Origin of the sequence: Burkholderia sp. KJ006 (assembly GCF_000262695.1) — a bacterium.
Classification (GTDB): domain Bacteria; phylum Pseudomonadota; class Gammaproteobacteria; order Burkholderiales; family Burkholderiaceae; genus Burkholderia; species Burkholderia vietnamiensis.
Genome location: NC_017920.1, coordinates 1,933,752 through 1,948,590, shown reverse-complemented (window position 1 = coordinate 1,948,590; position 14,839 = coordinate 1,933,752). Strand labels below are relative to the sequence as shown.

At 67.4% G+C, this 14,839-nt stretch carries 12 protein-coding genes; 9 read left to right on the top strand and 3 right to left on the bottom strand.

Annotation, left to right across the window (positions count from 1 at the left end; all coding sequences use genetic code 11):
* The first annotated feature begins 23 nt into the window (after window positions 1-23).
* The 3 genes from MYA_RS08775 (at window position 24) to def (ending at window position 4,094) form a co-directional block, all read left to right on the top strand.
* Window positions 24-1,328, top strand: coding sequence for a cell division protein ZipA C-terminal FtsZ-binding domain-containing protein (locus MYA_RS08775; protein WP_014723224.1), 1,305 nt, complete (start codon window positions 24-26; stop codon window positions 1,326-1,328).
* 160 nt (window positions 1,329-1,488) lie between these two features.
* Window positions 1,489-3,564: an NAD-dependent DNA ligase LigA gene (gene ligA / locus MYA_RS08770; RefSeq protein WP_014723222.1), complete on the top strand. Its 2,076-nt coding sequence runs from the start codon at window positions 1,489-1,491 to the stop codon at window positions 3,562-3,564.
* Window positions 3,561-4,094: a peptide deformylase gene (gene def, locus MYA_RS08765; RefSeq protein ID WP_011885149.1), complete on the top strand. Its 534-nt coding sequence runs from the start codon at window positions 3,561-3,563 to the stop codon at window positions 4,092-4,094. The genes ligA and def overlap by 4 nt, the downstream gene beginning before the upstream one ends.
* Before the next feature lie 90 nt (window positions 4,095-4,184).
* Here the strand turns inward: def and MYA_RS29490 are convergent, their stop codons facing one another.
* Genes MYA_RS29490 through map form a run of 3 tightly spaced genes read right to left on the bottom strand, consistent with a single transcriptional unit; the run spans window position 4,185 to window position 9,486 of the window.
* The gene (locus MYA_RS29490; protein ID WP_014723221.1) at window positions 4,185-6,023 is read right to left on the bottom strand and encodes a pseudouridine synthase; all 1,839 of its coding nucleotides are present in this window, start codon (window positions 6,021-6,023) and stop codon (window positions 4,185-4,187) included.
* A gap of 16 nt (window positions 6,024-6,039) precedes the next feature.
* On the bottom strand, window positions 6,040-8,619 hold the full coding sequence (locus MYA_RS08755) for a [protein-PII] uridylyltransferase (RefSeq protein WP_011885147.1): 2,580 nt from the start codon (window positions 8,617-8,619) through the stop codon (window positions 6,040-6,042).
* Between the two features lie 51 nt (window positions 8,620-8,670).
* Complete coding sequence (map, locus tag MYA_RS08750) at window positions 8,671-9,486, bottom strand: type I methionyl aminopeptidase (protein ID WP_011885146.1); 816 nt, start codon at window positions 9,484-9,486, stop codon at window positions 8,671-8,673.
* A gap of 377 nt (window positions 9,487-9,863) precedes the next feature.
* Between map and rpsB the strand changes: the two genes are divergently transcribed.
* From rpsB to MYA_RS08720, 6 genes are all read left to right on the top strand, one after another.
* Window positions 9,864-10,604: a 30S ribosomal protein S2 gene (gene rpsB, locus MYA_RS08745; protein ID WP_011885144.1), complete on the top strand. Its 741-nt coding sequence runs from the start codon at window positions 9,864-9,866 to the stop codon at window positions 10,602-10,604.
* 162 nt (window positions 10,605-10,766) lie between these two features.
* Entirely contained in the window at window positions 10,767-11,648 is an 882-nt protein-coding gene (tsf, locus tag MYA_RS08740) for a translation elongation factor Ts (RefSeq protein WP_011885143.1), read from the top strand.
* A gap of 156 nt (window positions 11,649-11,804) precedes the next feature.
* Window positions 11,805-12,518 (top strand): UMP kinase, encoded by a 714-nt coding sequence (gene pyrH, locus MYA_RS08735; RefSeq protein ID WP_011885142.1) that lies wholly within the window; start codon window positions 11,805-11,807, stop codon window positions 12,516-12,518.
* A 102-nt stretch (window positions 12,519-12,620) separates the two neighbouring features.
* Window positions 12,621-13,181: a ribosome recycling factor gene (frr, locus tag MYA_RS08730; RefSeq protein ID WP_014723218.1), complete on the top strand. Its 561-nt coding sequence runs from the start codon at window positions 12,621-12,623 to the stop codon at window positions 13,179-13,181.
* Window positions 13,182-13,230: 49 nt separating this feature from the next.
* Entirely contained in the window at window positions 13,231-14,013 is a 783-nt protein-coding gene (uppS, locus tag MYA_RS08725; RefSeq protein WP_011885140.1) for a polyprenyl diphosphate synthase, read from the top strand.
* Complete coding sequence (locus MYA_RS08720) at window positions 14,007-14,828, top strand: phosphatidate cytidylyltransferase (RefSeq protein WP_014723217.1); 822 nt, start codon at window positions 14,007-14,009, stop codon at window positions 14,826-14,828. The genes uppS and MYA_RS08720 overlap by 7 nt, the downstream gene beginning before the upstream one ends.
* The last annotated feature ends 11 nt before the right edge of the window (window positions 14,829-14,839 follow it).

Below are 14,839 nucleotides of genomic sequence, written 5' to 3'. Positions count from 1 at the left end.
AAAGAATTGCTGATGGAGCGTGCATGGACGAGTTGACACTCGGTTTGATCGGCGCGGGCGCCGTCGTGGTGGGCGGCGTCGTGGTCTACAACGCATGGCAGGGTGCGAAGGTGCGGCGCAGGATGCCGCGTCCGATGCCGGAAGAGGCGGCCGACGCGATGAACCGCCCCGAGCGCGACGAAGAGCTGCCGTTCATCGAGCCGGTGCGCCAGCCGGTGCGCCGCGAACCGGCAGCGCCTGCGCCCGCCCCGGCCGCGAGCGCGGCGTCGGAAGCCGCACGCGTAGAGCCGACGTTCGGCGGCGTGGCGCCGGCCGATGAGCCGGTCGACCTGCAGGCCGAGAGCGTCGGCGTCGGCGCCGATGTGTCGGCCGGGTCCGACGGCGTGGCCGAGCGGGCCGCCGACGAAGGCACGCCGGCCGCCGCCGCGCACGAAGCGCCGGCCGCCGGCGTAGCGGACGACGAGCACGTCGAGCCGGTGCTGCCGGCCGCGACGACCATCTCGTCGGCTCCGCCCGCGATCGTCGATCGCCGCATCGACTGCATCGTGCCGATCCGGCTCGGCGCACCGCTGCCGGGCGACAAGATCCTGCCGGTCGCGCAGCGGCTGCGGCGCGCGGGCAGCAAGCCCGTGCATATCGAAGGCAAGCCGGAAGGCGGTCAGTGGGAGCTGCTGCAGAACGGCGTTCGCTACGAGGAACTGCGCGCGGCCGCGCAGCTCGCGAACCGCAGCGGCGCGCTCAACGAGCTCGAGTTCTCCGAGTTCGTGACGGGTGTCCAGCAGTTCGCCGACGCGATTGACGGCGCGCCGGAATTCCCCGACATGATGGAAACGGTCGCGATGGCGCGCGAGCTCGACGGATTCGCCGCGCAGTGCGACGCGCAGCTGTCGATCAACGTGATGTCGGACGGCGCGCCGTGGTCGGCGAACTACGTGCAGGCCGTCGCGTCGCAGGACGGGCTCCTGCTGTCGCGCGACGGCACGCGTTTCGTGAAGCTCGACGCGAAGCAGAACCCGGTGTTCATGCTGCAGTTCGGCGACACCAACTTCCTGCGCGACGACCTGACGTACAAGGGCGGCAACATGATCACGCTGGTGCTCGACGTGCCGGTCGCCGAAGAGGACATCCTGCCGTTCCGGCTGATGTGCGACTACGCGAAGTCGCTGTCCGAGCGCATCGGCGCGCGGGTCGTCGACGATTCGCGCCGGCCGCTGCCGGAGTCCGCGCTGGTCGCGATCGACCAGCAGCTGATGAAGCTGTACGCGAAGCTCGAGGAAGCCGGCATTCCGGCCGGCTCGCCGGTCACGCGCCGCCTGTTCAGCCAGTAACGCGTTCGACGCGCAGCGGCCGCGACGCCGCTGCGCGTCGCTGCAGTGCCGCATCGGCGCGGTGCGGCGAGCCGGCGCGGGCGTGCACCGCGTGCCCACGTCGCGGCGTCAAACTGAGATAATCGGAATTCCGATTTTTCAGAACGCACCTGCCGCCAGCATGGCCCGAACCCAAGCCGAACCGCCAGCCAGCCAGCCCGACGCGCGCGCCGCGTGGCTGCGCGATCAACTCGAGCGGGCGAACTACGCCTACTACGTGCTCGATCAGCCGGACCTGCCCGACGCCGAATACGATCGACTGTTCGGCGAGCTGCAGCAACTCGAAGCCGATCATCCCGAACTCGTGACGCCCGATTCGCCGACGCAGCGCGTCGGCGGCGCAGTGGCGAGCGGGTTCACGCCGGTCGTTCACGACGCGCCGATGCTGTCGCTGAACAACGGCTTCAGCGACGACGACATCGTCGCGTTCGACAAGCGCGTCGCCGATGCGCTCGACAAGCCGACCGATCTCGCCGGCTCGGTGACGGACCCCGTCGAATACGCGTGCGAGCTGAAGTTCGACGGGCTCGCCATTTCGCTGCGCTACGAGCGCGGCGTGTTCGTGCAGGCGTCGACGCGCGGCGACGGCACGACCGGCGAGGACGTGACCGAGAACGTGCGCACGATCCGCTCGATTCCGCTGAAGCTGAAGGGCGCCCACGTGCCCGCGCTGCTCGACGTGCGCGGCGAAGTGCTGATGTTCAAACGCGATTTCGCGCGCCTGAACGAACGCCAGCGGGCGGCCGAGCAGCGCGAATTCGCGAACCCGCGCAACGCGGCGGCCGGCAGCCTGCGCCAGCTCGATCCGAAGATCACCGCGCAGCGTCCGCTGTCGTTCTTCTCGTACGGGATCGGCGTGCTCGACGGGATGCCGATGCCCGATACCCACAGCGCGCTGCTCGACTGGTACGAAGCGCTCGGCCTGCCGGTGAACCGCGAACGCGCCGTCGTGCGCGGCGCGCAGGGGCTGCTCGAATTCTTCCGCAAGGTCGGCGAGCGGCGCGAATCGCTGCCGTACGACATCGATGGCGTCGTCTACAAGGTGAACCGGCGCGACGAGCAGGACCGCCTCGGCTTCGTATCGCGCGCGCCGCGCTTCGCGCTCGCGCACAAATTCCCCGCGCAGGAAGCGCTGACGAAGCTCGTCGCGATCGACGTGCAGGTCGGCCGCACCGGCGCGATCACGCCGGTCGCGCGGCTCGAGCCGGTGTTCGTCGGCGGCGCGACGGTGACCAACGCGACGCTGCACAACGAGGACGAAGTGCGCCGCAAGGACATCCGGATCGGCGACACCGTGATCGTGCGGCGCGCAGGCGACGTGATTCCGGAGGTCGTCGGCGCGCTGCTCGAGCGCCGGCCGGCCGACGCGGCCGAATTCGTGATGCCGACCGAGTGCCCGGTGTGCGGCTCGAAGATCGAGCGCCTGCCGGACGAGGCGATCGCGCGCTGTACGGGCGGCCTGTTCTGCCCGGCGCAGCGCAAGCAGGCGCTGTGGCACTTCGCGCAGCGCCGCGCGCTCGACATCGACGGGCTCGGCGAGAAGATCATCGATCAGCTGGTCGAGCTGAACCTCGTGCGCACGCCGGCCGACCTGTTCAATCTCGGTTTCGCGACGCTCGCGGAGCTCGACCGCTTCGCCGAAAAGTCCGCGCAGAATCTGCTCGATTCGCTCGAGAAGGCGAAGCACACGACGCTCGCGCGCTTCATTTACGGGCTCGGCATTCGCCACGTCGGCGAATCGACCGCGAAGGATCTCGCGAAGCATTTCGGCTCGCTCGATCCGATCATGGACGCGTCGATCGAGGAACTGCTCGAAGTCAACGACGTCGGGCCGATCGTCGCCGAGTCGATCCACCAGTTCTTCGCGGAGGAGCACAACCGCACGGTGATCGACCAGTTGCGCGCGCCCGGCAAGGTCACGTGGCCGGAAGGGCCGCCCGCGCCGAAGGCGCCGCAGGGCGTGCTCGCCGGCAAGACGGTCGTGCTGACCGGCACCTTGCCGACGCTCACGCGCGACGCGGCGAAGGAGATGCTCGAAGCGGCCGGCGCGAAGGTGGCCGGCTCGGTATCGAAAAAGACGGATTACGTGGTCGCGGGCGCCGAAGCCGGCAGCAAGCTCGCGAAGGCCGAGGAACTCGGCATCCCGGTGCTCGACGAAGACGGACTGCACCAACTCCTGGAGGGCAATACGCAATGATTCGCGAGATCCTGAAGATGGGCGACCCGCGCCTGCTCGAAATCGCCGAGCCGGTCGGACAGTTCGATACGCCGGAGCTGCACGAGATCGTCGCGGACATGTTCGAGACGATGCATCACGCGAACGGAGCGGGGCTCGCCGCGCCGCAGATCGGCATCGGGCTGCAGATCATCATCTTCGGCTTCGGCAACAACAACCGCTATCCGGACGCGCCGCCGGTGCCCGAGACGGTGCTGATCAATCCGAAGGTCGAATACATGCCGCCGGACATGGAGGAGGGCTGGGAGGGCTGCCTGTCGGTGCCCGGCATGCGCGGCGTGGTGAGCCGTTATGCGAAGGTCCGCTACGTCGGCTACGACCAGTTCGGCGCGAAGATCGACCGCGTCGCCGAAGGCTTCCATGCGCGCGTCGTGCAGCACGAATACGATCATCTGATCGGCAAACTCTATCCGATGCGGATCACCGATTTCACGCGCTTCGGGTTCACCGACGTGCTGTTCCCCGGGCTCGATCCGAGCGACGACGACTGACGATCGCGCGTCGATGTCCCGTTGTAAACGAACAAAGCCCGCGTGCAGCGGGCTTTGTTCTTCGTGCACGCGGCAAGTGCGTGCGGGCCGTCAGAACGACTCGTCGGGCGACAGATAGCGCCACTGGCCTTGCGGCAGCGCGCCGAGCATCACGCGGCCCATCCGCACGCGCTTCAGGCCGATCACTTCGAGGCCGACCATCTCGCACATGCGGCGGATCTGACGCTTCTTGCCTTCGCGCAGCACGAAGCGCAACTGCTCGCCGTTCTGCCAGCTGACCATCGCCGGCTTCAGCGGGACGCCGTCGAGCTCGAGGCCGTGGCGCAGCTTCGCGAGCGATTCGGCGGGGAAGTGCTGATCGATGTCGATCAGGTGTTCGCCGTAACGCACGCGCACCAGATATTCCTTGTCGATGTCCGACTGCTCGCCGATCAGCTGCTTCGCGATCCGGCCGTTCTGCGTCAGCACGAGCAGCCCGGTCGAATCGATGTCGAGCCGTCCCGCCGGCGCGAGCGCGTGCAGGTGCTGCGGCGAGAAGCGAATCTGCGAACGGTCGCCGCTCCACTGGTTCGCGCGCGTGATCAGCACCGCCGCAGGCTCGTAGCCGTCTTCCGCCTGGCCCGACACATATCCGACCGGCTTGTGCAGCAGGATCGTCACTTGCGCGGCCTGCGCGGCGCTTGCGCGCTCGTCGATCTCGATCTTCTGATCCGGGCGCACCTTGGTGCCGAGCGTGTCGATGCGTTCGCCGTCGACGAGGACCCAACCCTGTTCGATCCATTCGTCGGCTTCGCGACGCGAGCACAGGCCGAGTTCCGACATGCGCTTCGACAGCCGCATCAGGCCCGTTTCGTCACCGTGATCGATGTCGGCGGCGCGGTGCTTGACCGGCTGGGTGGTTTTCAGCGCGGGGCTGCTCGCGCGGCGCTCGGTGCTGCTGCGCTCGGTGGGGCGTGCCGGGCGCGCGGGGCGGTCGCCGAAGCTGCGCTTTGCGCCCGCGCCGGCTGCCTTGTCGCGGTAAGGCGCGCGTGCGCCGCCTTCGGCGCCTGCGCGGCGCGGGCGTGCATCGTCATTGCGTGCGGGACGCGCCGGGCGGTCACCGAAGCTGCGCTTCGCGCCTTCACCGGCCGCCTTGTCGCGATACGGCGCGCGTGCGCCGCCTTCGCCACCTGCGCGGCGCGGGCGATCGTCATCGCGTGCGGGACGTGCCGGGCGGTCGCCGAAGCTGCGCTTCGCGCCTTCACCGGCCGCCTTGTCGCGATACGGCGCGCGTGCGCCGCCTTCGCCACCTGCGCGGCGCGGGCGATCGTCGTCGCGAGCGGGACGTGCGGGGCGGTCGCCGAAGCTGCGCTTCGCACCTTCACCGGCTGCCTTGTCGCGATACGGCGCGCGTGCGCCGCCTTCGCCACCTGTGCGCCGCGGGCGATCGTCATCGCGTGCGGGACGTGCGGGGCGGTCACCGAAGCTGCGCTTCGCGCCTTCGCCGGCTGCCTTGTCGCGATACGGCGCGCGTGCGCCGCCTTCGCCACCTGCGCGGCGCGGGCGATCGTCATCGCGTGCGGGACGCGCCGGACGGTCGCCGGTCGCACGACGTTCGCCGAAGCTGCGCTTCGCGCCTTCGCCGGCATCCTTGTCGCGATACGGCGCACGCGCACCGCCTTCGGCGCCTGCACGGCGCGGCCGCGCGTCGCCGCGCGCTGCGCCGGCGTCACGCGGCGCGCGATCCGCGCCCGGCCGTTGTGCATCGCGCGACTCGGCGGCACGCTTGCCGGCGCCGGCCGCGGCGGGCTTCTGCGCACGCGGCGGCTTGTCGCCGGGGGCCGGCGCGGCGGGGCGCACGGCCTTGCGGGCGACGAGGCTGCCGGAGCGGACGGGTGCGCGGGTCGGCGACGCCGGCCGCGGATTCTTGACGGTCAATTTGGTGCGCATAAACGCTGGGATTCATTCAGACTGCGATCGCGCGCAGCAATTCGGTTTCGAGCTGGATCTGCAGGCGGTTGTCGGACAGGCCGGCACCATCGAGCAGGAAGATGTCCTCGACGCGTTCGCCGAGCGTATTGATCCGCGCCGCATGGACGCCGACCCGATGCTCGGCCAGCACGCGCGCGATCGAATAGAGAAGGCCCGGCCGGTCGTTCGCGGACACGGACAGGATGTAGTACTGGCCGCGCTCGTCGGCCCGCAGGTCGACGCGCGGCGTGATCGGAAAAGTGCGGGACAGTCGCGACAGGCGGCCCTTCGACGGTTCCGGCAGCGGCGCGGTTTCGGCGAGCCGCGTCGCGAGCTGCTGTTCGACGAGATTCGCGATGTCGCGGTAGCGCACGTCGCGCTCGGTCTGCGTGACGATGAAGTTGTCGAGCGCGTAGCCGTGCCGCGTCGTGCTCACGCGGGCATCGAGCACCGACAGCCCGTTGCGGTCGAAGTACGCGCAGATGCCCGCGAACAGGTCGGGGCGGTCCTTCACGTACACGAGCACCTGCAGCGCGTCGCCGATCGGCGACGGCCGCGCCCGCACGATCGCGGTCTCGGCGTTCACGTGGCGGTACAGCACGCGCGTCTGCCACGCGATGTCGGCTGCGTCGTGACGCAGGAAGAAGCCGACGTCGAGCTGATCCCACAGCGCGCGATGCGCGTCGTCGGGCACGGTCTCGAGGCGCAGCAGCGCGAGCGCCTGCTCCTGGCGCGACTTCAGTTCCGAATGCGCGTCGGGCTTCGCGCCGCCGAGCACCGCGAGCGTGATGCGGTACAGATCCTCGAGCAGCTTGCCCTTCCAGGTGTTCCACACCTTCGGGCTGGTGCCGCGGATATCGGCAACGGTCAGCAGATAGAGCGCGGTCAGGTAGCGTTCGTTGCCGACGATCGCGGCGAAGCGCTTGATCACCTCCGGGTCGCTCGTGTCCTGCTTCTGCGCGACCTGGCTCATCGTCAGGTGATGCTGGACCAGCCACACGATCAGCGCCGCATCGTCGCCGCCGATGCCGTGTTCGCGGCAGAAGCGTCGCGCGTCGGCCATGCCGAGCGTCGAGTGATCGCCGCCGCGGCCCTTCGCGATGTCGTGGAACAGCGCCGCGACGTAGAGCACCCACGGGCGCTCGAAATTGCCGATCAGCTGGCTGCAGAACGGATATTCGTGCGCATGCTCGGCCACCGCGAAGCGGCGGATGTTGCGCAACACCATGAGGATGTGCTGGTCGACCGTGTACACGTGATACAGGTCGTGCTGCATCTGGCCGACGATGCGGCGAAAATTCAGCAGATAGCGGCCGAGCACGCTGGTCTGGTTCATCAGCCGGAACGCATGTGTGATGCCTTCGGGCTGCTGCAGGATCTGCATGAACGTGTGGCGGTTCTGTGCATCGCGCCGCCACGTGTCGTTCATGATTTCGCGCGAGTTGTACAGCGCGCGCAGCGTGCGGGCCGACAGGCCCTTCACGCCGCGCGTCGTCTCGTACAGCAGGAACGCTTCGAGGATCGCGTCGGGATGGCGCTCGAACACGCCGTCGTCGACGATCTCGAGCATGCCCTGCTTCTCGACGAAGCGATCGTGCGACAGCACGCGCGTGATGCCGCTCGTCGCGGGGAACAGCTGCGCCTCGATGTTCTGGATCAGGATCGTCGCGAGCTGCGTGACGGCCTTCGCCGCCCAGTAGTAGCGGCGCATCAGCTGCTCGCTCGCGCGCTTGGCCTGCGTCGGCCGATAGCCGAAGCTCTCGGCGGCCTGCGTCTGCAGGTCGAACACGAGCACGTCCTGACGGCGGCCGGCGATCACGTGCAGCCGCGCGCGCAGCGCCTTCAGGAACCCTTCGTTGCGGCGCAGCTCGCGCGCCTCGCGCTCGGTGATGAGGCCGCGCGTGTCGAGCTCGCGCCAGCTGCTGCCGAAGCCGGCCGCGCGCGCGATCCAAAGGATGGTCTGCAGGTCGCGCAGCCCGCCGGGGCTTTCCTTCACGTTCGGTTCGAGGCTGTACGGCGTGTCCTGGAACTTCGCGTGGCGCTGACGCATCTCGAGCACCTTCGCGGTGAAGAAGGCGCGCGCATCGAGCGCCTCTTCGTGATAGCGAACGGTGAAGCGCTCGAACAACGCGGTGCTGCCGAAGATGCGGCGCGCCTCGAGCAGCGAGGTCTGCACGGTGACGTCCTGCGACGCCTCTTCGATACATTGCGCGACCGTCCGTACGCTGCTGCCGATCTCGAGGCCGAGATCCCACGCCATCCCGATGAAGCGCTCGATGCGCGCATCGAGCGCCGGATCGTGCGCATCGGGCAGCAGGACGAGGATGTCGACGTCGGAGTGGGGCGCGAGTTCGCCGCGCCCGTAGCCGCCGACGGCGACCAGCGCGAGCGTCGCGGGCAGCCCGCAGTCGTCCCATACGCGTTTCAGTGCGCTGTCGGTGAGTTTCGACAGCGCGTGCATCAGCGACGTGACGTTGGTCGCGCTGCGAAAGCGCTCGAGCAGGTCGGCCTTGGCGGCCTTGAATTCGGCGCGCCGCGACAGCGCTTCGGGCGAGGGGGCGGCGTGAGCGCTCATGGGCGGCCGTTTAGATGAGAAAGCTGGGTGGGGCGGGCGGCGCGGCGGCGCTCAGACCGCGGCGGCCGGTTGCGCGAACACGGGGCGCGCCGGCGTGCCGGCCGACACGGTCAGCACTTCGTAGCCGGTGTCGGTCACGAGCACCGTGTGCTCCCATTGCGCGGACAGGCTGCGATCGCGCGTCTTGACCGTCCACTGGTCGGGCATCGTGCGGATGTCGCGCTTGCCGGCGTTGATCATCGGCTCGATCGTGAAGATCATCCCGGCCTTCAGCTCGATGCCGGTGCCCGGCCGGCCGTAGTGGACGACCTGCGGATCTTCGTGGAACACCGTGCCGATGCCGTGGCCGCAGTATTCGCGCACGACGCTGTAGCCCTGTGCTTCCGCATGCTTCTGGATCGCGTGGCCGATGTCGCCGAGGTGGGCGCCGGGCTTGACCTGGTCGATGCCGAGCCACATGCACTCGTAGGTCGTCTGCACCAGGCGCTTCGCGAGGATCGAGCCCTCGCCGACGATGAACATCCGGCTGGTGTCGCCGAAGTAGCCGTTCTTGATCACGGTGATGTCGATGTTCAGCGCGTCGCCGTTCTTCAGCACCTTCTCGCCCGGAATGCCGTGGCAGATCACGTCGTTGACCGAAATGCAGGTGGCCTTCGGGTACGGCGGATAGCCGGGCGGCTGATAGTTGAGCGGCGCGGGAACCGTGCCCTGCTCGTTCAGCATGAATTCGTGACAGAGCCGATCGAGCTCGGCGGTCGTGACGCCCGCGACGACGTGCGGCGTGATGAAATCGAGCACTTCGCTCGCGAGACGGCAGGCGACACGCATCTGCGCGATGTCGTGTTCGTTTTTGAGCGTAATAGCCATCGAGGTATGCCTGGAATGCGGTGAATTGACGGATTATCGCACCTTATGGCTGCGGTCGCAGCCCCTGCCGATCGGGCGCGTGCGGGTTTTCGCCGATTGTTCGGCCGGCAGGCGCACGGCAAGCGAAAGTGGTGCGCGACTTGAGAGGCGACAAATCGGCATGCTATACTCTTTGGCTAAGTCGACATCCAAATGCCGAACGTTGCCCGCTTTTTGGGGTGGCATCGAGATGAAGGACTTGCGGCACGCGCATTCGCACGTGCCGAATCGCAAGCCGGCGCAACCAGGGTGCCGGCCGCGCGGAATGGCGGTCCTTCGGGGCGCTCGCGCGGCGGTACGGCAGCCGGCTTAAGACCCAACCCTCGTGGAGAATTTACATGGCAGTCACGATGCGCCAAATGCTGGAAGCAGGTGTCCACTTCGGTCACCAGACGCGCTTCTGGAACCCGAAGATGGCTCCGTTCATTTTCGGTCACCGCAACAAGATTCACATCATCAACCTCGAAAAGACGCTGCCGATGTTCACGGACGCACAGAAGTACGTGCGCCAGCTGGCAGCGAACCGCGGCACGATCCTGTTCGTCGGCACGAAGCGCCAGTCGCGTGACACGATCGCCCAGGAAGCGCAACGTGCGGGCATGCCGTACGTCAACGCACGCTGGCTCGGCGGCATGATGACCAACTTCAAGACGCTGAAGGTGTCGATCAAGCGCCTGAAGGACATGGAAGCGGCCGTCGAAGCGGGTGAAACCGAAAAGATGAGCAAGAAGGAAGCGCTGCTGTTCGAACGCGAAATCGCCAAGCTGCAAAAGTCGATCGGCGGCGTGAAGGACATGGGCGGCATTCCGGACGCGATCTTCGTGATCGACGTCGGCTACCACAAGATTGCCGTCACCGAAGCGAACAAGCTGGGCGTGCCGGTCATCGCCGTGGTCGACACGAACCACTCGCCGGAAGGTGTGGACTACGTGATCCCGGGTAACGACGACTCGAGCAAGGCCGTTGCGCTGTACGCGCAAGGCGTGGCCGACGCGATCCTCGAAGGCCGTGCGAACGCGGTCAACGAAGTGGTCCAGGCCGTGCGCGGCGACGACGAATACGTCGAGGAAAACGCGTAACTGGCCCCGAGCCGGCGCAAAAAGGGGGCTCTCAACAGGCCCCCTTTTTTTAAGCTTGTGCGCCGGACCTGATCGCGCCGAAACGGCGCGGGTCCGGAAACGAAATTCGGCCGTTCGCGTCCAAGCGGGCGGTGTGGTGAATACAGACTCAAGGAGCGAATGATGGCGGCAATTACCGCAAGCATGGTGGCAGAACTGCGCGCAAAGACCGATGCACCGATGATGGAGTGCAAGAAGGCGCTGACGGAAGCCGACGGCGATCTGGCCAAGGCTGAAGAGCTGCTGCGCGTCAAGCTCGGCAACAAGGCGAGCAAGGCCGCATCGCGCGTGACGGCCGAAGGCGTCGTCGCATCGTTCGTCGGCGGCAATGCCGGCGCGCTGGTCGAGCTGAACTGCGAAACCGACTTCGTCGCGAAGAACGACGACTTCCTCGCATTCTCGAAGACGGTTGCAGAACTCGTCGCGACGCAAAACCCGGCCGACGTGGCTGCGCTGTCGGCGCTGCCGCTCGACGGCTCGACGGTCGACGCAGTCCGTCTGGCGCTGATCGGCAAGATCGGCGAAAACGTCTCGATCCGCCGTTTCGTTCGCTTCGAAACCGCGAACAAGATCGCCACGTACCTGCACGGCGCGCGCATCGGCGTGATCGTCGAGTACACGGGTGCCGAAGAGCAGGTCGGCAAGGACGTCGCGATGCACATCGCGGCAATGAAGCCGGTCGCCCTGTCGGCAGCCGACGTCCCGGCTGAACTGATCGACACGGAACGCCGCGTGGCCGAGCAGAAGGCTGCGGAATCGGGCAAGCCGGCTGAAATCGTCGCGAAGATGGTCGACGGCAGCGTCCAGAAGTACCTGAAGGAAGTGTCGCTGCTGAACCAGACGTTCGTGAAGAACGACAAGCAGACGATCGAGCAGATGCTGAAGGCGGCGGATGCGGCAGTGCAGAAGTTCGCGCTGTTCGTCGTCGGCGAAGGCATCGAGAAGCGTCAGGACGACTTCGCCGCCGAAGTGGCCGCGCAAGTCGCAGCAGCAAAGCAGCAGTAAGCAGTCAGGCAGTATCCGCGGCGGGCGTCCGCTCCGCCGCGGCCGGCGGCGCCGCCGGCCGGCCGGGAACCCCGGTCCGGTCGTCGGCGCTTGCCCGAATCAGTATTTCGCCCCTACAGTTCGTGGTTGTCATCCTCTCGTCGCTCGGAAGCCCCTATGTCCAATGCCTATAAACGCGTCCTCCTCAAACTCTCCGGCGAAGCGCTGATGGGCGACGATGCCTTCGGCATCAATCGCGCGACGATCGAGCGGATGGTGGCGGATATCGCCGAAGTCGTGGGTCTCGGTACGCAGCTGGCCGTCGTGATCGGCGGCGGTAACATTTTCCGCGGTGTCGCGGGCGGCGCGGCCGGCATGGACCGTGCGACGGCCGACTACATGGGGATGCTGGCGACGATGATGAACGCGCTGGCGCTGCAGGACGCGATGCGCCACGCCGGCATCGTCGCGCGCGTGCAGTCGGCGCTGCGGATGGATCAGGTCGTCGAGCCCTACATCCGGCCCCGTGCGATCCGTCAGCTCGAGGAAGGCAAGGTCGTGATCTTCGCGGCCGGCACCGGCAACCCGTTCTTCACGACGGACACGGCCGCCGCGCTGCGCGGCTCGGAAGTGGGCGCCGAGGTGGTGCTGAAGGCGACCAAGGTGGATGGCGTATATTCTGCCGATCCGAAGAAGGATCCGTCGGCCACGCGCTACACGACGATCAGCTTCGACGAGGCGATCAGCCGCAATCTGCAGGTGATGGACGCGACGGCCTTCGCGCTGTGCCGCGACCAGAAGCTGCCGATTCGCGTGTTTTCGATCAACAAGCCGGGTGCGCTCAAGCGTATCGTGCTGGGCGAGGACGAAGGTACGCTCGTCCACGTGTAAACTCCCGCGGATGCGGGCAAGCGGCGTGGGCAGCCGGCCGAGGCGCGTGACGCGCCGGGCGCCGCCCGCGTTCTTTGAAGGTTGGAAGGTTCGGAGGTTGAAATGAGTGTCGCTGATGTCAAGAAGGGCGTAGAGCAGAAGATGCAGCGCTCGATCGAAGCGTTCAAGAACGATCTGGCAAAGATCCGTACGGGCCGTGCGCACACCGGTCTGCTCGATCACGTGCAGGTCGATTACTACGGTTCGATGGTGCCGATCTCGCAGGTTGCGAACCTGACGCTCGTCGACGCACGCACGATCGGCGTGCAGCCGTGGGAAAAGAACATGGTCGCGAAGGTCGAGAAGGCCATCCGCGAAGCCGATCTCGGCCTGAATCCCGCCACGTCCGGCGATCTGATCCGCGTGCCGATGCCCGCGCTGACCGAAGAGCGCCGCCGCGAGCTGACCAAGGTGGTCAAGAGCGAAGGCGAGACGGCGAAGGTTGCGATCCGCAACCTGCGTCGCGACGCGAACGAAGCGCTCAAGAAGCTCGTGAAGGACAAGGAAATCTCGGAAGACGACGAGCGTCGTGCCAGCGACGACGTGCAGAAGCTGACGGACAAGCACGTTGCCGAGATCGACAAGCTCGTGCAGACCAAGGAAGCCGAGATCATGACGGTCTGACGACCGTCCTCGCGCGCCGCCTTCATTCCGCCTTACTGTCTCAACGGCCATGACCTATACCAGCTCTACCGTTCGCGTGCCTGACGTCGGCGCCGTGCCGCGTCATATCGCGATCATCATGGACGGCAACGGCCGTTGGGCAACCGAACGCCGCTTGCCGCGCGTCGCCGGGCACACCCGCGGCGTGGACGCCGTGCGGTCGGTGGTCGAAGGCTGTGCGCGCGCCGGCGTCCAATATCTGACGCTGTTCGCGTTCAGTTCGGAGAACTGGCGGCGCCCGAACGACGAAGTGTCGTTCCTGATGCGGCTGTTCATCACCGCGCTCGAACGCGAAATCGGCAAGCTGCATGCGAACGGCATCCGCCTGCGGGTGGTCGGCGATCTCGATCGCTTCGAGCCGCGCATCCGCGACCTGATCCGCCGCGCCGAAACCAAGACCGCGCGCAACACGCGCCTGACGCTGACGATCGCCGCGAACTACGGCGGCCGCTGGGACATCCTGCAGGCGACCAAGAAGCTCGTCGCCCAGGCCGTGCGCGAAGGCCGCGAGGTCGACGTGACCGAGGAAGCGTTCGCGCCGCACCTGGCGATGGCCTATGCGCCGGAGCCCGATCTCTTCATCCGCACCGGCGGCGAGCAGCGCGTCAGCAATTTCCTGCTGTGGCAGCTCGCGTACGCCGAGTTCTACTTCACCGACAAATACTGGCCGGACTTCGACGGCGCGGCGCTGGCCGATGCGATCGCGTCGTATACCGAGCGCGAGCGCCGTTTCGGGCGCACCAGCGCCCAGCTCGAGCCGCAATCGCAAAACGCCGATTCCCTTTCATGCTGAAGACCCGTGTGATCACGGCGGTCGTGATGCTTGCAGTGCTGCTGCCGGTGACGCTGTTCGCGCCGCTGGCCGGCTTCGGCGCGCTGATCGGCGTCGTGCTCGTGTTCGCCGCGTGGGAATGGGCGCGGCTGCTGAAGCTCGGCGCGACCGGTGCCGTCGTCTATGCGCTCGCCGCCGCGCTCGCGCTCGCGGCGACCGTGCCGCTCGGCGTCGGCGCGGCTTCATCCCGTCCTCTTTTCATGGCAGCCGGCGTGTTCTGGCTGCTGGTCGGCCCGTTCGCGCTGCGGCGCAAGCCGCTGCTCGCGGGCGCCGTGTGGCGGCCGTTCCTGCTCGCGGCCGGCTTCGTGGTGTTCGCGGCCTGCTGGCACGCGCTCGTCGCCGCACGTGCGCAGGGCGTGCCGTTCGTGCTGTCGCTGCTGCTGGTCGTCTGGCTCGCCGATATCGGCGCATACTTCGCAGGCAAGGCGTTCGGCAAGCGTAAGCTCGCAATCACGATCAGTCCCGGCAAAAGCTGGGAGGGCGCGATCGGCGGCTGGCTCGCCGTGATGGTCGTCGCGGGCGCCGCGATGGCCGCGCACTGGTTCGAGCCGACCCTGTTTTCCGCATTCGCCACGCATTACGGGATGCCCGGTGCGTGGGCCGCGCTGACGCTGCTCGTCGTCTACAGCGTGATCGGCGATCTGTTCGAGTCGCTGCTCAAGCGCCAGGCCGGCGTGAAAGACTCCAGCGGGCTGCTGCCCGGTCACGGCGGCGTGCTCGATCGCGTCGACGCGCTGCTGCCGGTGCTGCCGCTCGCAATGCTGCTGCTTGGTTAATCCACTATCTC